The 19510-nt window shown below is 61.7% G+C and carries 23 protein-coding genes and 2 pseudogenes; 12 read left to right on the top strand and 13 right to left on the bottom strand.

Translation table 11 applies throughout. The features are described from left to right. Positions 1-45: 45 nt before the first annotated feature. The gene (locus YU9_RS0103415; protein WP_027571499.1) at positions 46-462 is read right to left on the bottom strand and encodes a GNAT family N-acetyltransferase; all 417 of its coding nucleotides are present in this window, start codon (positions 460-462) and stop codon (positions 46-48) included. A gap of 112 nt (positions 463-574) precedes the next feature. Further along, positions 575-1238, bottom strand: a pseudogene (locus YU9_RS40885) (SOS response-associated peptidase). A gap of 230 nt (positions 1239-1468) precedes the next feature. Here YU9_RS40885 and YU9_RS0103405 point away from each other — a divergent pair. Next, positions 1469-2062, top strand: a complete 594-nt coding sequence (locus YU9_RS0103405) for a hypothetical protein (protein WP_245266294.1) — start codon at positions 1469-1471, stop codon at positions 2060-2062. Positions 2063-2080: 18 nt separating this feature from the next. After that, positions 2081-2605: a thermonuclease family protein gene (locus YU9_RS0103400; RefSeq protein ID WP_027571497.1), complete on the top strand. Its 525-nt coding sequence runs from the start codon at positions 2081-2083 to the stop codon at positions 2603-2605. A gap of 253 nt (positions 2606-2858) precedes the next feature. On the opposite strand, the gene YU9_RS48845 is transcribed toward YU9_RS0103400, so the two are convergent. The 4 genes and pseudogenes from YU9_RS48845 to YU9_RS0103380 all read right to left on the bottom strand — a co-directional run bounded on the left by YU9_RS48845 (position 2859) and on the right by YU9_RS0103380 (position 4621). Then, the gene (locus YU9_RS48845; protein WP_198028199.1) at positions 2859-3020 is read right to left on the bottom strand and encodes a hypothetical protein; all 162 of its coding nucleotides are present in this window, start codon (positions 3018-3020) and stop codon (positions 2859-2861) included. Between the two features lie 320 nt (positions 3021-3340). After that, positions 3341-3726, bottom strand: a pseudogene (locus tag YU9_RS49735) (SOS response-associated peptidase); the annotation flags it as partial. A gap of 3 nt (positions 3727-3729) precedes the next feature. Then, entirely contained in the window at positions 3730-4179 is a 450-nt protein-coding gene (locus YU9_RS0103385) for a hypothetical protein (RefSeq protein ID WP_027571495.1), read from the bottom strand. Between the two features lie 46 nt (positions 4180-4225). Then, a complete protein-coding gene (locus tag YU9_RS0103380) occupies positions 4226-4621 on the bottom strand; it encodes a hypothetical protein (protein ID WP_027571494.1) in 396 nt (131 codons plus the stop codon). 147 nt (positions 4622-4768) lie between these two features. Here YU9_RS0103380 and YU9_RS0103375 point away from each other — a divergent pair, with 147 nt between their 5' ends. From YU9_RS0103375 to YU9_RS0103365, 3 genes are all read left to right on the top strand, one after another. Beyond that, the gene (locus YU9_RS0103375) at positions 4769-5698 is read left to right on the top strand and encodes a Ku protein (RefSeq protein WP_027571493.1); all 930 of its coding nucleotides are present in this window, start codon (positions 4769-4771) and stop codon (positions 5696-5698) included. A 135-nt stretch (positions 5699-5833) separates the two neighbouring features. Beyond that, positions 5834-6034, top strand: a complete 201-nt coding sequence (locus YU9_RS0103370) for a hypothetical protein (RefSeq protein ID WP_027571492.1) — start codon at positions 5834-5836, stop codon at positions 6032-6034. A gap of 14 nt (positions 6035-6048) precedes the next feature. Then, on the top strand, positions 6049-6465 hold the full coding sequence (locus YU9_RS0103365; RefSeq protein ID WP_027571491.1) for a hypothetical protein: 417 nt from the start codon (positions 6049-6051) through the stop codon (positions 6463-6465). Between the two features lie 378 nt (positions 6466-6843). On the opposite strand, the gene YU9_RS0103360 is transcribed toward YU9_RS0103365, so the two are convergent. Further along, on the bottom strand, positions 6844-7896 hold the full coding sequence (locus YU9_RS0103360; protein ID WP_245266293.1) for a DNA topoisomerase IB: 1053 nt from the start codon (positions 7894-7896) through the stop codon (positions 6844-6846). A 311-nt stretch (positions 7897-8207) separates the two neighbouring features. Here YU9_RS0103360 and YU9_RS0103355 point away from each other — a divergent pair, with 311 nt between their 5' ends. After that, positions 8208-9032 (top strand): ribonuclease HII, encoded by an 825-nt coding sequence (locus YU9_RS0103355; protein ID WP_027571489.1) that lies wholly within the window; start codon positions 8208-8210, stop codon positions 9030-9032. 25 nt (positions 9033-9057) lie between these two features. On the opposite strand, the gene ligD (YU9_RS0103350) is transcribed toward YU9_RS0103355, so the two are convergent. The 4 genes from ligD (YU9_RS0103350) to YU9_RS0103335 all read right to left on the bottom strand — a co-directional run bounded on the left by ligD (YU9_RS0103350) (position 9058) and on the right by YU9_RS0103335 (position 12340). Beyond that, positions 9058-10011 carry a non-homologous end-joining DNA ligase gene (gene ligD, locus YU9_RS0103350; RefSeq protein WP_027571488.1) on the bottom strand — a complete coding sequence of 318 codons (954 nt, stop codon included), beginning with the start codon at positions 10009-10011 and terminating at the stop codon, positions 9058-9060. After that, positions 10008-10295 carry a hypothetical protein gene (locus YU9_RS40875; protein WP_245266299.1) on the bottom strand — a complete coding sequence of 96 codons (288 nt, stop codon included), beginning with the start codon at positions 10293-10295 and terminating at the stop codon, positions 10008-10010. The genes ligD (YU9_RS0103350) and YU9_RS40875 overlap by 4 nt, the downstream gene beginning before the upstream one ends. Positions 10296-10459: 164 nt before the next feature. Further along, on the bottom strand, positions 10460-12139 hold the full coding sequence (locus YU9_RS0103340; protein ID WP_027571487.1) for a DNA polymerase/3'-5' exonuclease PolX: 1680 nt from the start codon (positions 12137-12139) through the stop codon (positions 10460-10462). Beyond that, complete coding sequence (locus YU9_RS0103335) at positions 12140-12340, bottom strand: hypothetical protein (protein WP_245266292.1); 201 nt, start codon at positions 12338-12340, stop codon at positions 12140-12142. 352 nt (positions 12341-12692) lie between these two features. Here YU9_RS0103335 and ligD (YU9_RS0103330) point away from each other — a divergent pair, with 352 nt between their 5' ends. From ligD (YU9_RS0103330) to YU9_RS0103310, 4 genes are all read left to right on the top strand, one after another. Beyond that, complete coding sequence (ligD, locus tag YU9_RS0103330; RefSeq protein ID WP_063623701.1) at positions 12693-13583, top strand: non-homologous end-joining DNA ligase; 891 nt, start codon at positions 12693-12695, stop codon at positions 13581-13583. Positions 13584-13617: 34 nt separating this feature from the next. Beyond that, positions 13618-13923 carry a hypothetical protein gene (locus tag YU9_RS40870; protein ID WP_036016896.1) on the top strand — a complete coding sequence of 102 codons (306 nt, stop codon included), beginning with the start codon at positions 13618-13620 and terminating at the stop codon, positions 13921-13923. Continuing rightward, on the top strand, positions 13923-14090 hold the full coding sequence (locus tag YU9_RS48840) for a hypothetical protein (protein WP_198028206.1): 168 nt from the start codon (positions 13923-13925) through the stop codon (positions 14088-14090). Before YU9_RS40870 ends, YU9_RS48840 begins: the two co-directional genes overlap by 1 nt. Before the next feature lie 282 nt (positions 14091-14372). Further along, on the top strand, positions 14373-14555 hold the full coding sequence (locus YU9_RS0103310) for a DUF3606 domain-containing protein (RefSeq protein WP_027571483.1): 183 nt from the start codon (positions 14373-14375) through the stop codon (positions 14553-14555). Between the two features lie 40 nt (positions 14556-14595). On the opposite strand, the gene YU9_RS0103305 is transcribed toward YU9_RS0103310, so the two are convergent. Both YU9_RS0103305 and YU9_RS48835 read right to left on the bottom strand, forming a co-directional pair. Further along, a complete protein-coding gene (locus YU9_RS0103305; RefSeq protein WP_027571482.1) occupies positions 14596-14859 on the bottom strand; it encodes a hypothetical protein in 264 nt (87 codons plus the stop codon). Between the two features lie 419 nt (positions 14860-15278). Continuing rightward, on the bottom strand, positions 15279-15479 hold the full coding sequence (locus tag YU9_RS48835) for a hypothetical protein (RefSeq protein ID WP_198028198.1): 201 nt from the start codon (positions 15477-15479) through the stop codon (positions 15279-15281). A gap of 778 nt (positions 15480-16257) precedes the next feature. Here YU9_RS48835 and YU9_RS0103295 point away from each other — a divergent pair. Beyond that, on the top strand, positions 16258-17208 hold the full coding sequence (locus tag YU9_RS0103295) for an ArdC family protein (protein WP_027571481.1): 951 nt from the start codon (positions 16258-16260) through the stop codon (positions 17206-17208). A gap of 127 nt (positions 17209-17335) precedes the next feature. Then, positions 17336-19453, top strand: coding sequence for a ParB/RepB/Spo0J family partition protein (locus YU9_RS48830; protein WP_027571480.1), 2118 nt, complete (start codon positions 17336-17338; stop codon positions 19451-19453). Positions 19454-19510: the final 57 nt, after the last annotated feature.

The raw sequence follows: 19510 nt of genomic DNA, 5'->3' as shown, positions 1-19510 counted from the left end.
CGATTCGCTTTGCGTATTTTGCTTGCGAATTCGCGTCGGAATTCGTTATGAGCCCTCAATCGACCTGATCTTTTTTTCGAGCTCGGTTGGGCAGCCGGGTCGTTCGGCATATCCTTGCCGCCTGTACCAGGCCGCTAGGCGCTTCGGGGAAAAGCCCAACTCGAGCGGCCAGGGCGAAAGGGTGACCTGTTCGTAGCCTCGTTCGCTTGCACAGGCTTCAATCGCTTCGAGCAGCAACCTGCCGAGTCCCAGTCCCCGCAGTCGCGTGGGTACAAATAGTTCGCAAAGTGTCAGGCAATTCATTTCCGGAAGCTCATCCATCGAGACGAAACCGATCTCAAGGCCGTTCCTTCGCGCGATAAACTGTGTGGTGCGCCTTCCTTTCGAGCTGGACAGAATGCGTTGGGCGATCTCTGTATCGTGTCCGCCATATCCATTATCTATGGCAATAAACTCAATCATCGTTAATCCTTCCACGGACTCAACGCCAATGAGATGGTTAGCGGCCCTACCGATTTGAGCCTAGGCAGGATGTCGTCTTTCCACCTGTCCCGTTGCCCTGTGCAGGAGCCGCCTACGCTGCGATGTTGTCTTCCTTCTCTGCGCCGCGCATGACGATCTTCAGCGCGTCATCAGGCAAAGGGCGCTGCAGCGTCTTTGCCTGATCCCAGGGAGCGCGCATCCAGACGTCGCGCTCCTCCTCGGTGGTCAGGATCACAGGCATCGCCTTCGAGTGGATCGGTTCGACGACGGCGTTCGGCGATGTTGTGAGAAACCCGTAGACGAGGTGAGGACCCTGGATCGGCTTCGATTTGGTGCCGCGGTCCCCCTTGAACTCGGTCCAGATGCCCGCGAAACAGAATAGCGGCCGGCTCTTCTCGAGCGCGAACCAGACGACGTCCTTTTTCTTGGTCTCCGGATTTGGCTCGGGGGCGTATTCGGCAAAGCTGTTCGCCGGCACGAGGCAGCGGTTCTCCGGCTTCAGCCCAGCCGCGCCAATGCGGCGAGGACGTGTTGCGGATGTTGGTGACCGGGGGCCCGCCCGTCTTGGGTGGGGGCGGCATGCCCCAGCGCATCAGCACCATTTCTTCGGCGTCGCCGACATTGCGGATCACCGGTGCCGGATAGTCCGGAAACACACCGGGCATTGGCGCGAGATTACCGACATAGCGGTTCATGCGCCTGAACAGACCGGCGATTGCCGCCTGGTTAGTTGTGATCGAATAGAGATTGCACATTCAGCGCCGCCTATCCCGTGTGGGTCCGAAAGCGCCCTCGCGTGTAGGCGTGCGAGACGGCCTTCTTCAACTCTGAATTCTCCGACTCCAGGAAATTGTTCGCAACGATCAGAGCGCGAATAGCCGCACGCATATCGCCGCCGCAAACGAGATTGCCTGTTCGACGGCGGCTTCCAGCCCATTGTCCCGTTCGTTCGGTTCAGAGACGAAGGACACGGTCCTGTTCCAGGTTGACCGTCGATAATGTATGTTCTTATTTTGTTCTCATGGAGTCAAGCCGCCGTTTCAAGCCGCCCTGGACATTGGTCCGGGAGAATTCCGAGTGCTACGTGGTCAGGGACGCCAACGGCGTGACCCTCGCGTGGCTCTATTGCCGCGATGATGCGCAGCACTACAGCTTCGGCGTCGGCAAGCTTTCGTCGGATGAGGCGCGCCGGATTGGCAAGGCGATCGCGCGCATTCCCGAATTCCTGATGCCGCGCCAGGGCTTCTACCCACGTGGCGGCGGCCCGCGCTGGCGTGCCGACCGGCCGTATCGCGTGGCGCTAGAGGATCGCTATATCTGCGAGCGCTGGGATGAGATCTACGCGCTCTGCAAGCTCAACAGCCTTCCCTTCAACGCAACTGGTGAAGTCATAAGAAGCGACGGCGTTTGGAAGGTCTATGAGTTTACCTGGCAGATGGATGCGATCCTGTTCTGGGCGCGTTTCGAGGGACGCTGCCTGCGTGGCACGGAGTTTCATTATCCCGAGCGGCCAGAGAACCTGCCGGTAGTGAAGCCGCTTGAGAACTGGCCGAAATTCAATCCCCGCAATCTGCGCTAACCGCTGGTACCCAACGCCATGAGCAAACGCCGAGTCCTTGTAGTGATACTCCTGCTGTCGTCGCGCGCGGCCCTTGCCGATAGCTTTGTCGGTCAGGCCAGCGTGATTGACGGCGACACGTTGGAAATTCATGGAACGCGGATCCGCCTTTGGGGTGTGGATGCTCCGGAAAGCACCCAGCTATGTCGCGGAGAGCATAGTTTGCAGTACCGCTGTGGTTCGCAGGCAGCGAATGATCTCGACGCTTACATTGCCAGGCGTCCCGTCAACTGTGTCCCGCTCAGCCTCGACCGGTATGGCCGCACGGTCGCGACCTGTTCGGTCGCGGGCAAGGATCTTGGGGAATGGCTTGTGCGCAACGGTCTCGCGCTGGATTGGCCTCAATATTCGAAGGGCAGATATCACGAAGCGCAGCGCGAGGCTGAGCGCGACGGCCAGGGCCTCTGGAAGGGTAGCTACGTCGAGCCGTGGCTCTATCGTGCATGCATTCGCGCCAGCGGAAACCCGTCCGCCTGTTCGGACGATGCAAATGCCCATCCTTGATGGGGATCAAGTGCGAGACGTTAATCCACCGCGTGTGATGACCGGTCACCGCGTTTTTGCGGGTGGTTCTGGTCTGGCGTGGTTCAGGCGACTCACGCTACCCATCACACTCCCAACCACCTCACTGAACAATGGGAATGAAATGGTTGCAGCTACCCGTGAACTGCCGGCCTCTGGTTACGCGCTTGAAGTGGACGGCCGACCCAAAGCTGAATTTGCGACCAGAGATGGCGCCAGGGCAGGTGGAGCAGAACTAAAGAAACGTTTTCCCCTGCTTCAGATCAGGATCTATGACGCGCAGACGCATGCGCGCGAGGAAATCTAGATCTTCGATCGGTGATTTCTTTCGCTTGCGCGCGTGCGGCTTTCGCCGCACCGGGCTCTCGTGAACCGAGCCGCTTTGCGTCTCGGCCATCCGGCTTCGATCCCTCGCGCAAGGACTGCGGAGCTCCTCGCCCGGGGGTACTCGGGAAAGGGGCTCGCCTGCGGCGATCGCTATCACTGCCCCGTGCCCTTTTAACCGGTCTCGTCGCTGCACTCGGTCCCGCGTGCCGCCTTCGGCGTCGCTATGCTCACGCTCCTGCGGGTGCCATTTTGCGTTGAGGCGATGCGCCTTGGGCGCAAGCCTGATAGGGCCTGCGGCCCTAAAGCACCTCACGGCCAAGTCTCTTCGTGGCCAACATCTGGCCCATTCCGTAAACAAGAGAAACTGCAACCCGATGTACTGGCGCCAGCGCTGAACTCGCTGAACCAATTGAGCGGCACTATGCAGCGATGCTCGGGGCCGAGCCAACGGGCCTAGTGTTTGCTCGTCACGTTGCGGATTATTGGTCGTCCCGCCGTCCGGCTCCATTCTGAGCAGTTCTTTGAAATCCACCGCCTTGCCTTTTGGCCTTCTCGACTCTCTTCTTCGTGGCGTCCATCAGCGCTTTTGACGACGATGGCATTCCCCATCTCGCCGTAGCGAGCTCACGGCCCTCGGCTCCGTTCCGCACGATCGGTGCATTGTAGTCGGGAAAAACCCCGGGCATCGGCGCCAGATTTCCAACGTATCGGTTCACGACGCGGAACAGCGCGCTGATCGCGGCTTGGTTGGTCGTGATCGAATAAAGATTGCACATCGGTCAGGATTCGTTTCGAGGGTGGCGCGGCTGCCACGTCAACTGTAGCAGAGTCGCGGATGGACGCCGGCCCGCCTTGGCGCATTTGCGGCAGCGCAGACGGCTGGCGAGATCGTGCACGAAGGTGGTTGGCGGGTGCTTCATCGCCGCGAGGTCCACGTCGCTTGGCGTCTTGCAGCGCGCACACCTGATCTCCAGCCAGGGGAAACCTCCGTTTACCGCCTGGTCGATGGTCGGCGATGGATCGATCGGTTCGCCGTCACTCCACATCCGCTCGTTCCAGCTTTCGCAAAGCAGCCTGTCGGCTTGCTGGATCATCGCCTCGCCCTTGGCCCGCATCTCCGCCGATTGGGTAGCCAGAATGTTCGCCATCGCGCGTGCCTTGCCGAGCTCTTTTGCCAGAGCCTTGCGATCGCCGCCCGACAGGGGCGTAGGGTGATACTTCGGGGCCATCCGGACATCCAGGCGCAAAGAAATCGGATCGGCAAATCCAGAGCGACTACGGCGTCTCGAACGCTGGCCAGCACCCGTCTTCTTCATGCCTGCCGGTGCGCTGCTGGCAGGTATTGTCGAGCAACCGCTGCGCCACATCCTTCCAGAGCGCGTTGGCGCCATACAAGCGGACGGCATCGGCGGTCTGAATTTCCAAGGTCCGCTCGCAGCGGCGGCAGGAGACGCGCAGCACGTGACCCTTGATTTCCGAAAGGCGTCGCTGTCGCGCCCGGGCCACGGGCGCGCCGGCGCGAGGGTCCTTGAGGACTGATTCCCAATATTCGGCCGGGAGGGGGGCATCTGGGCCCGCAGCGGACGGCGCTCGTCTACGGCCAGCTTCAGCGGCCAGTTTTTCCATCTGCTTCGGGGTCGGCATGCGCCAGCTCGCGGGTCGGTCGGTCATGCCCGAATTAGAACATAACAAGAACAAATGTCGAGTCCGACCAGGCAGCCGCTGAACAAAAAATCCCCCTGTGGGACGGTTCGCGGTGTCGGAACCAAGCCGGGTCGTTCGTCTTGAATCCGGCATCAGTAATGGAGTTCCCCTGCGATGGCCCCGCGCGCCAACTGGAAAGGCTTCCTGCGTCTTTCCCTCGTCACCTGTCCGGTCGCGCTCTACCCGGCCACGTCCGAATCCGAGAAGGTCTCGTTCAATCAGCTCAACCGGAAGACCGGCCATCGGATCAAGTATGCCAAGGTCGACGCCGACACCGGCGAGGAAGTGGACAACGAGGACATCGTCAAGGGCTACAAGGTTGATACCGATACCTTCATCGAGGTGACCAAGGAGGAGCTTGAGAACGTCGCGCTAGAATCGACGCGAACCATCGAGATCGACGAGTTCGTCGACCGTAGCGAGATCGATCCGCGATATCTCATCCGCCCCTACTATCTGCGTCCGGACGGCAAAGTCGGGCACGATGCCTTCGCCGTCATTCGGGAAACCATCCGCGAGATGAACAAGGTCGCAATCGGCCGCGTGGTGCTGACCAATCGCGAGCACATCATCGCGCTCGAGCCACTTGACAAGGGACTGATGGGCACGCTGCTGCGCTACCCCTACGAAGTCCGGTCCGCCGATGAGTATTTCGACGATATTCAGGATGTCAAAGTTACCAAGGACATGCTCGATCTCGCCAAACACATCGTCAATCAGAAGGCGGGCCATTTCGAGCCGGACAAGTTCGAAGACCAGTACGAAAGCGCCCTCATTGATCTGATCAACCAGAAGCGCGCCGGCAAACCCATCATCGCAAAAGCGCGTCCTCGAGGTGAGAACGTCGTCGACCTAATGGATGCGCTGCGCAAGAGCATCGGACGAGAGGGGGCCGCGACAGAGGCACCCAAGAAATCAGGCAAAAAGCCACGTAAGGCCGCCGCTGGGCAGAAGGAAATGCTGATGCCGATCGCAGGCAAGAAGCCGGCGAAGGAGACCGCTTCGAAGAAGCCGGCGGCTAAGCCGCAGCGGAAGTCGGCTTAGGGGTCGTGAAGCATCCGGTGACGCTGGGCGGGACCCGACTGTGGGTGCAGCGCACTATCTGCAAATTTAACATGCCTGAATCCCAGAGTGAGCGAAACCGCGCTAGGATATAATTTTCCCTCGCGGGGGCGTCTCATGTTCGACACGGCAACAACCGCGCTTTTGCGCGCGGTCCTCGATGAAATCTGCGAAGGCATCTCACAGCGCGAGACTGGTGCGCGCGCACACGTCGCATCGAAGATCCTGGAAGCTGCGACCGAGGGCGAAGTCTCTCGCGAGAGGCTTAAGCAGGTTGGCCGAGACGCCCTCTCGCATGCGCCCACGATGTGGCGCTGATCGCGGGAGCGGGCGTGAACTTCCAGGTCACGGTCCTGAAGATCCTGGTGGCATATCCGGATGGATTTGCCGTCATGGAGGACCTCAAGCGTGACATGGCCATCCTGGCGACCAGTGGCCGCGACTGGGCGGACCGGACCAGGCGGCTCGCGGCCGGGGTACCCGACCTCGACATCTGGTCACAAGGCCTGGTCGAACGCGTAAGCGGAGGATGGAGGATCACGGACAAAGGACGGGCGGTGCTCGAGATGATGGAGGCTCGCCCAGCGATGTCTGAGGCGACCCAGGCGCCTTCAGTCGAGGATACCATTCCGATCTCGCCGCCACCCGTTCCTCCGCTGCGGCAGCCCGCCGATCGTGCCAAGCGGCGGCGCGAGCGGCGGGAGCGTCGTCGCGAGGCTCGCGAAAGGGCAAGAGCGAACACTTCTTGAGTAGCGAAGGAGGGAAAGAAAAAGCCGCCAGCTGCGCGCGGCGGCTCGATAGTCCCGGACAGTCGATTGCCGCCTCAGCCCCAAGCGTGCCGCCGCTAGCTTGTTTGCGACCATGCCGCCCTGATCTATCGATCACGTTTCGATTCGGGACGGCGACCCGCGCACGGGTCCGTCTGGAAAGCCGGCAGGGCGCGAAATGGCGAGGACGGAAGCCGAACCACGTGCGGTATCGCCAGCCGAGACCGTCCCGCCGGCCGTCACCACGTCAATCATCGGGATTTGAACGAAGGGCCTGTTTCTTCCGAGGACAGCACCCGCCATTGAGGCGTGCTCGGAAGCATCGAGCACGACGCAGCGTCCTTATACTGGTACGCGTGGCTAGGTGGGGGCCTTCAGAGAATCGAGACGTTTGCGGAGAAATGCCAGCACCACGATCTCATCGGAGGTGAGCTTGGCGTACTGCCGCTTAAACTTCTGCGCGATCTTGGCTTCGATCATCTTCACCAGATCGCCGGACATGTAGGCGTTCAGGACTTCCGGATGCACGTAGCACTTGCGGCAGATGGCCGGCGTGTTGCCCAATTGCTTCGAAACCTTTTCGATCGCGGCGACGACGTTGCGCTTCGCCTCGGCCTGGTTATCGTACTTCTTGAATTCGGTTAGCGCCAACGCCGCCAAAACCGTCCCCGCCCAAGTGCGGAAATCCTTGGCGCTGAAGTCCTCGCCCGTGATGTCCTTGATGTAGGCGTTGACGTCGCCGGAATCCACGGTGCGAGGCTGTCCGTCGTCGTCGAGGTACTTGAAGAGCTCGTGTCCTGGGATCTCAGCGCAGCGCTTCACGATCGCAGCTGTCCGCTTGTCCTCGACGCGAAGCTTCCACTGCTTGCCGGACTTGCCCGTGAAGTCGAACCGAAGCGCGCCGCGGCCGACCTCAACGTGCTTGCGGCGCATGGTGGTGAGCCCATAGGATTTGTTTTTCTCGGCATACTCGGCGTTACCGACCCGGATCAGCGTCTTCTCCAGAAGACTGACGATCGTGGCCAGCACCTTCTCGCGGGGAAGCCTGTCCAGCTTCATGTCGGCGGCGACCCGGTCCCGCAACGCAGGCAGGGCGGCCGCGAACTGGATGATATGCTCATACTTGTTCTGGTCGCGGAGCTCCCGCCATTTCGGATGATAGCGGTACTGCTTGCGACCCCGCGCATCGAGCCCGGTCGCCTGGATATGGCCGTCGGGCGAGGGGCAGATCCACACAGATTCGTAGGCCGGCGGGATGCCGATGGATTTGATGCGCCGGATGACGGCGGCGTCGGTGATGCGCTTCCCGTCCGTGTCGTAGTAGCTGAAGGTGGTTCCGTTTCGCTTGCGCGTGTAACCGGGAGCGGAGTCGCTGACGTATCGAAGCCCTTCCTCCGCGATGGTGGCCGCCACCTCGGCGGTGCGGTCCAGGATCTGTTCTTCGTCGCTGGTCTGTCGGAGCATGGGCCTGTCCCTCGGAAGCGCCGCTGGGATCGAGGCTCCGCTCCCTGTAAAGGGATGAAGACACCAGTTGGTTCCGTTCTGAGGCCGGGAGGCCCGATTTGCAAATTCGGCGGCGCACAGAATCGGGCCTCCGAGAACCGGCTCCGGTTCCTTCCGATCAGGCGCTGCATGGTCGCTGAGGGCGACATGGCTTAACTTCAGACAATCGCCACAAAGTTCACCGAGATGCTACCCAAAAGCCAGTCTTCGCGAAGGCCGATATGTCCCAATATCCACTCGATGTGCTGCGTCAGCGCTATGTCGTCGAGAAAAGACCGCTTGAGGCCAGCGTGGAGCAGATCTTGCGGGCCGACACTCGCGCGGGTGCCCGCGCCATCCTGGCTTCGATCGATAAACGGCGCTTCGAAAACAGGTCCGAAGGGCAGCGCCTCCGCAAGATGCTGCGCTTCGAGACTTCTCTCTGGGAAAGCGGCCATCATGCCGTGGCAGGCGTGGACGAGGCCGGAATGAGCCCCCTTGCCGGGCCAGTTTCCGCTGGCGCCGTGATCCTGAAGCCCGGCACGCGGATCATCGGAATTGACGACTCCAAGAAACTCGACGCCGCAGCCCGCGAAGAGCTCGCGAAAGAGATCAAGGAAAAGGCCGAGAGTTGGTGTGTGGCGTTCGTCGACGTCGAGGAGATCGACGCGATCAACATTTATTGGGCAGGCATCCAGGCTATGCAGCGTGCCGTCCGGGGGCTGGGGCTGACGCCGCAGCACTTGCTGATCGATGCGAAGCGATTGAAGGAAGTCGATATCCCTCAGCAGGCCATCATTAAGGGCGACGCCAAGTCCGCCAGCATCGCCGCCGCCTCCATTCTCGCGAAAGTGGAGCGCGACACCGTCATGCGGGCGCTCGACGTGCGTCACCCCGGCTACGGATTTGCGGATCACAAGGGTTATCCTGTGCCGGCTCATTACGATGCGCTTGCTCGGCTTGGCGCATGCGCAGCCCACCGGAAGTCGTTTGGACCTGTACGCAAGGCTCTCGGGTTACCGCCGCTGCCGCCATGGCCCTCTGCATCCGAGCGCGAAGCAGTTTGAACCACATCAGGTCGTACGCTGCGTCTCAGCGTTGTTTCCGCGACCAACTCTTTTCGCGAACGACATCCTTGGCCCTCTTGTCGGACCGCAGGCCGAGATAGACCGGCTGGCGCAGCTCGCCCTTGCTGGTCCACTCCGCGAACTTTACTTCCGCGACCAGCGAAGGGCGCACCCAAGTCGTGACTCCCTCATCCTTTACCTTCGCAGGGAAGGGCGACTTCGCGGTCTTGAGCCTTACGAGCTTGCCGTGAAGCTCTTCGAGAACCTGATGACTAAAGCCAGTACCGACGTGTCCGATGTACCGCCATCCATTGTCTTCGCGCACCGCCAGCACGAGCGCGCCGAAGAAGGGCCGGGTTCGCCGCGGCGCCGTGAAGCCGGCGATCACCACTTCCTGCCGCTGCGCGGTCTTCACCTTGAGCCAGTCCGCGGTCCGGCCTCCAGATGCATACGCGCTATCGGCGCGCTTCGCCATGATGCCTTCCAGGCCTTTCTTCTCGGCCTCAGCAAAGAACTTTTTTCCGTAGGCTTTTCGGTGCCGGCTGAACGCGATCAGCCTGTGCCGCGGCAGGATGGCCTTCAGCCTTTCCTTGCGCTCGAGGAGAGGAAGCTTCCGGAGGTCTTCGCCGTCGGCGAACATGAGATCGAACACGCAGTAAAGGAGCTTGGCTTCGTGTCTCAACGCGTTCTGCAGCAACTGAAAGTGCGAAACGCCATCCTTGCCAAGGGCGACGAGCTCGCCATCGATCACAGCGTCGCCCTTCACTCCTTCCAGGGCCTGCGCAACCTCCACATACGAATGGCTGATGATCTTGCCGTTGCGGCTATACAAGGCCACCTTGCCCTCGCGGATCTCGGAGACCATCCGGAATCCGTCGTACTTGTCCTCAAACACCCAATGGGGATCGTCGAAGGGGGCATCGGTGAGCGTGGCCAGCATCGGCTGCAAGCGTTTAGGCAGCGTTGACTTTCGGCTCATTTCGAAGCCGACTGCCGATCGAGAACTGTGTCATCGGTGCGGCCGACACGGAAGACGCCGACCACGCGCGTCCGAACCGAGACGAACGCTTTCCAGAGTTTCGCGAACCAGGATATCGTGAGCAGCTTCGGTTTCACGATGACGAAAAGCCGCTCAACCACCAGAAGGCTTAATGCATAGCACACCGCGATCATCGCGGTCCCGGTGATCCAATGGCCTTTTCCCGCCACGGCCACCGCGGCGAGCTTGAGGGGTTCGACGGTCGCCGTGGGCAGCGCCAACACGAATAGCGATGGGTAGGGGCCCAGTCTCTGAATTGACCGTCTCAAGCTCATTGACTTCTCCTCCGCAGAGAACGGCCGTGGCTCACCTGTTGTTCCCTGTGGCGGAACATCTCTTGCCTAGATGGACGGGCGTACCGAACGAGCGATGGGTCGCGCGCGGGCAATCAGGCAGCGCGGGCGGGCGAGCGCCGCTTCTGGCGCAGGTAGCGCGTGATTTCCGGCAATGTCATCGCATTCAGGATCCGGTCGGCAGGGACGCCGCCCTTGCGTGCCATCTCGACGCCCCAGTGCATGTGATCGAGCTCGGGTATCGAGTGCGCGTCCGGATTGATGCTCAGCATGCAGCCAAACTCGAGGGCGGCTTGGTGCCAGCGCCAATCCAGGTCGAGACGCCACGGATGGGCGTTGATCTCGACGGCGACGTCGTGCTTCGCGCAGGCCCGCAGCACCTTCTCGATGTCGATTTCATAGCCCGGGCGGCGCTGCAGCTGCCGCCCGGTCATGTGGCCGATGATGGTGGTCTGGGGATCGGCGATGGCCCGCAGTAGCCGCTGCGTCTGCGTCTTGCGGTTCAGCTTGAAACGGCCGTGGATGCTGGCAACGACAAAGTCGAAGGTCTCCAGCACATCGTCGGGATAGTCCAGCGAGCCGTCGGCCAAGATGTCGGACTCGATCCCTTTCAGGATCCGGAAATCCATGCCGAAGCGCTTGTTTAGCCGGTCGGCTTCCCGGTGCTGCTGCGCGATCTCCTCCACCGACAGACCTCCGGCATAGTGCGCAGACTTGGAATGGTCGGCGACCCCGAAATATTCGAACCCGCGCTGGCGGGTCGCCTTCGCCATTGTCTCAAGAGTCTCGGTGCCGTCGGAGGCATCGGTGTGGCAGTGAAGGATTCCGCGGAGGTCGTCGTCGGTGACGAGCTTCGGCAACTTGCCCTTCCGGGCCAGCTCGAGCTCGCCGCGCCCCTCGCGGAGCTCGGGATCGATGAAAGGCAAGCCTAGAGCGCGATAGATGTCGGCCTCCTCGCCCGCGACCACTGTGCGAGCCTTGTGCAAGCCGTCGGCTTCCAACCGCATCCCTTTCTCGGCGGCCATCGCCTGGAGCTGCTCGATGTGAGCGGCGGATCCGGTGGCGAAGAGAAGGGCGGCGCCAAAATGTTTGCGGTCGGACACCCGGACTTGCAGCCCTGCGGCCGATGGCGACGATGTCTTGTCCGGCTTGGCAGCCTCCGCAACGATCGCGAGGTCACCCACAAGTTCGCAGCCTCGACGGAAATCGCCGGCGATCGTCACGCGCTTGAGTTCGGGGCGGACCTTCCGGATGGAATCCTGCGCGTGCGCGAGCAGGGCGGCTGCGCGATGCAGGTGGAGGCGGCCTTCCCCGCTTTTGGCGATAGCCAGGTTCTGAAGGATCTTGGTCTGCAGCGCGGCGCCGAAGCCCTTGGCCTGCTTGATGCGGTCGTCCTTGGCGGCGGCCTCCAATTCCGCGAGCGACGTGATGCCGAGATCCTTATACAGGCGCAGCACCTTCTCCGGACGAAGGCCAGGCACAGCAAGCATCTCGAGCACGCCCTCGGGAATCTCCTTCCGCAGCTTTTCGAGGCTCGGGTGAGTGCCCGTCTTGTGAAGCTTCGTGATGATGTCCGCGATCGCATCGCCGACGCCCGGGATCTCGGTAAGACGCTCTTCGGCGATGAGCACGTCCAGAGGAACGGCAAGGGCCACCAGGCTGTCGGCGGCTCTCGAATAGGCCTTCGCCCGGTAGGGATTGCCGCCGCGCAAGGCGGTACGCTGAGCGTACTCTCGCAAAAGACTTGCGACACCGCGAGCGTCGAGCGAAGGCATTCAGCGAGCCTCCCTGTCCGCGCTTTGCCGCACCGTTGCAGTAGGGCGATCGCCGGAGCGGTCACCGGACCGGCGATCGAGAGAGCTCTCGAGCTTCTGGGCCGCGCGGAAGTCGTCCAGGTGCTGGATATTGGGGCCGTAAGCAGCCTCCTTCTTGAGGAGATTGTAGATCCGACCGGCCACAAGCTGCAGGTGCTTCATCCGGCCCTGCGGCATAGATCTCGCTTTGCAGAGGGCGCGAACGGCGTAGGCCCGAAAGTAATCGAATGCATCTGACATGATAGGTAAACGCCCGCTATCGACCCGAGTTCGATGCGGGAGGGATCGGCCTTTTCGGCACTGCAATCCGTGGAGGTCGCTGATATTCGAAAGCTTGAGAACCAGTGAGGTCGTGGGAACTCCTCGCCGCCTTCGAAGTTGCGAGACTCGTTGATTAAGGTAGGTACACTGCCCGCCGTCGGCCCCAACCCGGCGGCGGGTTTTTTGTGAGTTGTGTAGCGTGGTAAAGCGTACAAAACTGGCGCCTCCGGTCGAGAAGCCAGAAGCTCCTCAGATGCCGGGGTTCATCAGCCCCCAACTGGCGACCCTGAAGATCAAGGCGCCTTCGGGATCTCGATGGATTCACGAAGTCAAATACGACGGGTACCGCATCCAGCTTCGGATCGACGGCGACGATCGCCGGGCCTACACGCGGAACGGCTACAATTGGGTCAGCAGGTTCTCGAGGATTGCAGCCGCCTTCGATATCGAGGGGCAGGCCATCGTCGACGGCGAAGTCGTCGTGATCCATGAGGGCCGCACCAATTTTTCCGAGCTGCAGGCGGATCTCGGCAGAGGCGATCAGGACCGCCTGATCTACTTTGCGTTCGATTTGCTGTGGCTCGACGGCAAGGATTTGCGCAAAGAACCGCAGATCGAACGCAAGAGGCTGCTCAAAGAGCTGATCGAGGAGCATAGGCTCGAGGAGCCCATCTTCTTTAGTGATCACTATGAAGGCGACGGGCAGGCGCTGTTCGTCGCCGCCAGCAAGTTGAACTATGAGGGCATCATCTCCAAGCGGGTCGATGCGCCATACCGATCGGAACGGGTCGAGGCTTGGCAGAAGATCAAGGTCATCCAGAAGGGCAAGTTTCCCGTGGTCGGCTTTATCAAGGACCCATCTGGTGTGGCCGCGCTCTATCTGGGCAAGAGGGAAGGCAAGGATCTCGTCTACATGGGGAAGGTCGGCACGGGGTGGAATCGAACCACCTCGGCGCAGATCCGCAAGGCGCTCGACACGGTGGTGAGCCCGAAGCAGAGGCTGACGAAGACCATTAGGAAGCCCAAGGCCACTTGGGTCGAACCCAAGTTCTATGCCGACGTCGAGTACCGTGACATCACCTCCGAAGGTCTTCTGCGGGCGAGCTCGTTCAAGGGGCTGAGCAAAGGAACGCGCGGTTCATAGCCGCGTTTTCCTGTGAGTATGTGGAGTACCGGCCATGGATCCGGAACAGCGAGTCGCGAAGGCCTTGCAAGAGGCTCAGGGCATTCTGGCCCGGTATGTCGAGCCCGGCCCCAGAGATTGCGAGCAAACCATAAGCCAGCTGCTGGATGTGCTCGACGACGACGCTGTCGTGCAGGCGCTCAAGGATTCAAAAATGGAAAAACCAACTACCGAACAGCTCACGGAGCTCAAGAGGCTCAGCGCAATCGCACGGGTGCCGGATGAATCGGAGATCGTGACTTCGAAGGAAGAAGCCGAAATCCGAATCCGCGACCTGAAAGACAAAGCACGGATTGAATGATGCCCGAGAGGCCGATGAATGGCGTCGAGCCCGAACGCTCGGAGGATGACATCCAGCGCGAAGAGCTCGGTCCTCGCGGCGTGCCCGGCAAAGAAAGTCCGGCGAAGATGACGCCCCAGCGGGAGAAGAAGACGCCGAAGGACGTCGATCCGGGGCATCCGGCATGAACTCGATGGACACGTTCGCCCCCGATATGCCGTGCCGCGTCCACGATGGCCTCAATGACCAGATCATCGAATGGTGCCCTCAGTGGGCTGCGATGTACCGCGAGCACGCGTCGAAATGGGATGAGGGCGTCGTAGCTTGGGACGGTCTGTTGCTCGACGGCTGGGCTCCCATAGTCCACGGCCATTCTTGTGGCCATTGACCCGCGGCTAGAGCTTGCACGGAACCCGCGAATCCCTGCGGCGTTGCACCTCATCACCAAGCATTCGCAAGAGGAGAAGCCGATGGCGACACCGAAGAAGACCGCTCGTGGACGAAAGCAGGACCGCGCCCGGGTAGCCAAGGGTCAAGACTACGAAGTCCGGTATGAAGCCAGGAAGACCGGGCGCTCGGCCTCGGCGGTGAAGAAGGCCGTCAAGAAGGTCGGGAATTCCCGCAAGCGCGTCGAGAAAAAGCTGGGCCACTGACATTGGAAGCCTGGCTGGCGTTGGCTCAGCACCAGCCCTTCTAGTCTGGAGGGCACTCTGGGCAGGTATCACCGATCGAGTTCAGCACGTCGCGAACCTCGTCGACCGCTGCATCAGGGGAGACGCCTGCCGGCGGGTCTCCACGGGCGATATCGAAGGCCCGCTCTCGTGCATGCGAATCGGCGCGGTCCTGCATCCAGCCGTGGTCCTCGCACTCGCAGATGGCGCCGGCCTCGTTCAGCACGTAGATCGCCCAACCGCGCAGGGTGCGGATCGCCGGCCGTCTCTGCCTGGTCATCAGCATTGAAAGGTTCTCCCACGCTGAGACGAATCGTTTAGTCCCGCAGACGTTCCCCATCGCTAACACACGACTGGGATTCCGGATCGTGGGATCTCGTGGCTTTTCGAGGACCGAAGTTTCCGCTCGGCCAGGTGCTGGGGTGGGCAAGAACGAACTGAAGAAACCGTTTTCCGATACTTCAGACGTCGGAGCCCAGGTGGTTGCTCGTTGTCCGTTTTGCGCGTGCGGCTGTCGCCGCACCGGGCTCTCGTGAACCGAGCCGCGCAGCGTCTCGGCCTTGCGGCTTTGATCCCTCGCGCATGAGTAGATCACGCCCTAGCGGGGGCAGAAACGAAAAACCGGACCTTTATGCAGCAGCCACCTGCACAAAGGTCCGGCCTTATCTTAACGTGCCGCGATACCGAACGGCTGCAAAGGACGCTTCATATCCTTTGGGAGGTTTCGCTTTTCATCCGGGTTGCGACCCGGAGGCGGCATAGATCAGTAGCCGATACGGCTACTTCTTTTTCTTTGAAGTCTTCTTTGCCACCTTCTTGGTAGCTGCCTTCGCGGTCTTCTTTGCCTTCTTGGCTTTCTTGGCCATGTCGTCCTCTGTAAAAATTTGACTCAGTGAACATGCCCACGCCGTGCATCGACATGCGCACGAGTGAGACGTTATCACAAAAGCAAAACTGATACCAAGGAGATGTGAATCCGCATTGAGTCTCTCGCTGGAGGCACTCGCCCTCGGGCCCGCCGTCATTACATGCCGGCGTCGCTATCACTGTCCTTCGGGTCGGGTGCCTTCTTAACCGGTCTCGCGACTGCACTCGGTCCCGGGTCCCGCCACTACGCGTCGGCGCTATGCTGACCCTCCTGCGGGTGCCTCCTTTGTTGCGTCCCGCGAGCGGTCTTCGCTTTCCCTTCGCCCACAGGCCTCTCTTCCATAGTTGCGAGAGTCCTGTAAAAATGCCGGGCGGTTCTCGTATCATTGCCCGCATCACGTTCGCTCAGGTTTTGGCGCGTGCGGCAAGAGCCGCACCGGGCTCTCGTGAACCGAGCCGCGCAGCGTCTCGGCCTTGCGGCTTCGATCCCTCGCGCGAGAGCCTTAGTGCTCCTCGCCGGGGGCACTCGGGAAAGGGGCTCGCCTGCGGCGATCGCTGTCACTGCCCCGTTCCCGGGTGCCGCTATTGAACCGGTCTCGTCGCTGCACTCGGACCCGCGTGCCGCTTCGGGTCGCTATGCTCACGCTCTCCGGGTGCCATTTTCCGTTGAGGCGATGCGCCGTTGGCGCACGCCTGATCGGGCCTGCGGCCCTCAGGCAGATTGCGAAGGGGCTGAGAGTAAGAGTGCAGGCTGGTTTTTCCGTGACGGGTTACAAGCTGCGAGAGAGGCTCGCGGTGCCCGTCGCGGAGACCCGCGATGTCAAACCCTAACGCTTGCGCGCGCGCCGGCAAGGACCGGGCGAACATCTATACCGAAATCACCGATAAGATCATTGCAGAACTGGAGGCCGGCCGTATCCCTTGGGTGCAGCCATGGGGAACGGCGGCGATCAAGGCACCCCTCGCCATGCCGCGCAATGCTTCGACGCTGCGCGGTTATTCGGGAATTAACGTGCTGATTTTGTGGGGGGCCGTTATCGAGTGCGGCTTCTCCAGCCAGAGCTGGCTGACTTTTCGTCAGGCGCTCGGGCTCGGCGGGCATGTCAGGAAGGGAGAGCGAGGTACGACCGTTGTCTACGCGGATCGATTCATTCCCGAGGACGAGCGTCGACGTACCGCAGAGACCGGGGAGGAGCCGGGCACGATCCCGTTTCTCAAGCGGTTTACCGTTTTCAACATAGAGCAGTGTGACGGCTTGCCCGAGGATGTCGCTCGCTCGGTCGTCCCGCCGCCAGCGGGTCAGATCGAACCGCAGGCAGAATCGCTGATCGCCGCAATCGGCGCCGACTTCCGGATTGGCGGGGTGCGCGCATACTACGACACGACCGGCGATTTTGTGCAGGTCCCGCCGCCGGCAGCGTTTTTCGAGCCGATCAACTGGCATCGGACCGCGTTCCACGAACTATCGCATTGGAGTGGAGCTGTTTCCCGGCTTGCTCGTGATCTTTCGGGGTCGTTCGGCTCCAAATCGTACGCGCGCGAGGAACTGGTCGCCGAGATGGCGGGTGCATTCGTCTGCGCTTCACTTGGCATCGTGCCGACCGTGCGCCACGCCGACTATATCGGCTCCTGGCTGGAGGTGCTGCGTGAGGACAACCGGGCCGTGGTACGGGCGGCGAGCGCGGCGTCGAAGGCCGCCGATTTTCTGCTCGGCTTTCAGCAACGGCCGATCGTCTCTGTCGGCGAGGGCGATGAGGAGACCGCGTAAGCATCCGCCGGCCCTTTCGACTTGCCTTCGTGGCGGGCCCCAGAGAGTGAGAGGATGGCCGGTGCAGTTCGTGACGGGTTGGAGGTCGAGAGAGAGTCTTTCGGCCGCCCGTCGCGGAGAATCCGACATGGCTAGCGCCATTCAGAAGATCAAACTCAGTCCATCCCGGGACATTCCCTTCAACAAGCTGGTCTTGAGCCAGTCCAATGTTCGCCGGGTCAAGGCTGGCGTCTCGATCGAGCAACTGGCCGAGAGCATTGCGCAGCGTACCTTGCTACAAAGCCTCAGCGTCCGTGCCGTCGTCGGTGCCAACGGCACGGAGACCGGCATGTTCGAGGTTCCTGCGGGCGGGCGGCGGTACCGTGCCCTTGAACTGTTAGTGAAGCAGAAGCGCATGGCGAAGACCCAAGCGGTCCCCTGTGTGGTCAGGGATGGCGGTGTCGCCGAGGACGACTCGCTTGCGGAAAACGACGAGCGCATCGGCCTGCATCCGCTCGATCAATTCCGCGCGTTCCAGATCCTCCGCGATGGCGGTATGAGCGAAGAGGAGATCGCCGCGCGGCATTTCGTGGCGCCGACGATCGTCAAGCAGCGCTTGCGCCTGGCGTCGGTCTCGCCAAAGCTGCACGACGTCTATGCCGACGATGGCATGACGCTGGAGCAGCTCATGGCGTTTGCCGTCACTGGCGATCATGCGCGTCAGGAGCAGGTTTGGGATAATGTGAGCCGCTCGCAGAACGACGAGCCGTACCAGATCCGCCGGATGCTTACGGAACACACGGTCCGCGCCTCCGACCGCCGTGCCCAATTCGTCGGGCTCGATGCGTTTGAGCAGGCCGGCGGCATCGTGCTGCGCGACCTGTTTCAGCACGATGACGGCGGTTGGCTGCAGGACGTCGTGTTGCTCGAGCGCCTCGTGACGGAAAGGCTCAAAGCCGAAGCCGAGACGATTGCTGCTGAGGGGTGGAAGTGGATCTCGGTGGCTACGGAGTTTTCCTACGGTCACACTCAAGGCCTGCGAGAAATCGAAGGCAAACCTATCGATCTCTCGCCTGAGGAGCAGGCCACCATCGATGCTCTGAATGCCGAGCAGGCCAAGCTTGAAACCGACTACCAGGATGCGGACGAGCTGCCCGGTGAGGTCGATCAGCGTCTCGGCGAAATCGAGGCGGCGCTGGCGGCGTTCGAAGACCGGCCAATGCTTTACGATCCGACGGAGATCGCCCGAGCTGGTGTCTTCATCAGCATCGATTCCGAGGGGCGCCTCTCCGTGGACCGGGGTTACGTCCGGCCAGAGGACGAGCCGCCGGCTGGTGATCTTGATGTCGGGCAGGGCGCCGACGCATCATCGACCGAAGGTCAAGAAGGGGGCCCTTCCATGCAGCGCGCGGTGATCGCGGTCGCAGGCGGCGCTGCTGACGCCGAAGAAGATGATGAGGACGCGGCCAAGCCTCTGCCGGATCGGCTGATCACCGAGCTGACGGCGTATCGGACGCTGGCATTGCGCGATGCGCTGGCAGAAAATCCCGCGGTCGCGTTCCAGGCGGTGCTGCACAATTTCGTGCTCACGGTCTTTTACCGGTTCGCGTCGTCCGGGAGCTGTCTTGAGATCGGCCTTCGCACGCCGACCTTTCCCGCCCAAGCTCCGGGGCTGAGGGAAAGCGTCTCTGCCAAAGCTGTCGAAGCGCGGCACGAGGCCTGGAAGGCGCGGTTGCCGAAGAGCGAGAGCGATCTTTGGGATGCACTGACGGCTCTCGATGGTGGTGCACAGACATCCCTGTTCGCCCACTGTGCGTCATTTGCGGTCAATGCCGTCTATGAGCCGGCCAATCGCTACAATCAGTCTCGCGTCTCAGCCCACGGCGTCAGCACGCGTCTCGACCAAGCTGATGTGCTGGCGCGGGCGGTCGGGCTCGACATGGTTCAGGCTGGCTGGCGACCGACGGTCGACAACTATCTCGGCCGGGTCACCAAGCCGCGCATTCTGGAAGCGGTGCGAGAAGCCAAGGGCGAGTCGTCGGTCCAGCTGATCGACCATCTGAAGAAGGCCGACATGGCCAAGGAGGCCGAGCGTCTTCTGGATGGCTCGGGCTGGTTGCCGGAGCCGCTGCGTCTCGTCGATCCCGATGCAGCACCAGTGGGGCAGGAGGGCGAAGCGGGGGCGCTGCCCGAATTCCTCGCCGACGAGGAGGATCAGGAGAAAGTCAGCGACGAGGATGCACAACAGCTCGACGCGGCTGAGTGACGTCCATAGAGATGGATGGCTTCGGCCGTCCCGTGGTTGTTTGGGGACCGGTGCGCA

It is taken from the genome of Bradyrhizobium sp. WSM1743 (genome assembly GCF_000473065.1).
Classification (GTDB): domain Bacteria; phylum Pseudomonadota; class Alphaproteobacteria; order Rhizobiales; family Xanthobacteraceae; genus Bradyrhizobium.
The sequence above is the reverse complement of the archived record's forward strand: the minus strand, read 5'-3'. Positions and strand labels throughout refer to the sequence as shown.

Bases quoted from the DNA above. Each gene is read 5' to 3' on its own strand.
- YU9_RS0103335 (WP_245266292.1), bottom strand. From the start codon at position 12,340: ATGAAGCACCTGCAGCTTGTGGCCGGTCGGATCTACAATCTCCTCAAG.
- YU9_RS0103385 (WP_027571495.1), bottom strand. From the start codon at position 4,179: ATGGCCCCGAAGTATCACCCTACGCCCCTGTCGGGCGGCGATCGCAAG.
- ligD (WP_027571488.1), bottom strand. From the start codon at position 10,011: ATGAGCCGAAAGTCAACGCTGCCTAAACGCTTGCAGCCGATGCTGGCC.
- YU9_RS0103415 (WP_027571499.1), bottom strand. From the start codon at position 462: ATGATTGAGTTTATTGCCATAGATAATGGATATGGCGGACACGATACA.
- YU9_RS0103295 (WP_027571481.1), top strand. From the start codon at position 16,258: ATGTCAAACCCTAACGCTTGCGCGCGCGCCGGCAAGGACCGGGCGAAC.
- YU9_RS48830 (WP_027571480.1), top strand. From the start codon at position 17,336: ATGGCTAGCGCCATTCAGAAGATCAAACTCAGTCCATCCCGGGACATT.
- YU9_RS0103370 (WP_027571492.1), top strand. From the start codon at position 5,834: ATGTTCGACACGGCAACAACCGCGCTTTTGCGCGCGGTCCTCGATGAA.
- YU9_RS48840 (WP_198028206.1), top strand. From the start codon at position 13,923: ATGCCCGAGAGGCCGATGAATGGCGTCGAGCCCGAACGCTCGGAGGAT.
- YU9_RS0103305 (WP_027571482.1), bottom strand. From the start codon at position 14,859: ATGCTGATGACCAGGCAGAGACGGCCGGCGATCCGCACCCTGCGCGGT.
- YU9_RS0103355 (WP_027571489.1), top strand. From the start codon at position 8,208: ATGTCCCAATATCCACTCGATGTGCTGCGTCAGCGCTATGTCGTCGAG.
- YU9_RS0103375 (WP_027571493.1), top strand. From the start codon at position 4,769: ATGGCCCCGCGCGCCAACTGGAAAGGCTTCCTGCGTCTTTCCCTCGTC.
- YU9_RS0103340 (WP_027571487.1), bottom strand. From the start codon at position 12,139: ATGCCTTCGCTCGACGCTCGCGGTGTCGCAAGTCTTTTGCGAGAGTAC.
- YU9_RS0103380 (WP_027571494.1), bottom strand. From the start codon at position 4,621: ATGACCGACCGACCCGCGAGCTGGCGCATGCCGACCCCGAAGCAGATG.
- YU9_RS0103310 (WP_027571483.1), top strand. From the start codon at position 14,373: ATGGCGACACCGAAGAAGACCGCTCGTGGACGAAAGCAGGACCGCGCC.
- YU9_RS48845 (WP_198028199.1), bottom strand. From the start codon at position 3,020: ATGGCCGAGACGCAAAGCGGCTCGGTTCACGAGAGCCCGGTGCGGCGA.
- ligD (WP_063623701.1), top strand. From the start codon at position 12,693: ATGCCGGGGTTCATCAGCCCCCAACTGGCGACCCTGAAGATCAAGGCG.
- YU9_RS40870 (WP_036016896.1), top strand. From the start codon at position 13,618: ATGGATCCGGAACAGCGAGTCGCGAAGGCCTTGCAAGAGGCTCAGGGC.
- YU9_RS0103400 (WP_027571497.1), top strand. From the start codon at position 2,081: ATGAGCAAACGCCGAGTCCTTGTAGTGATACTCCTGCTGTCGTCGCGC.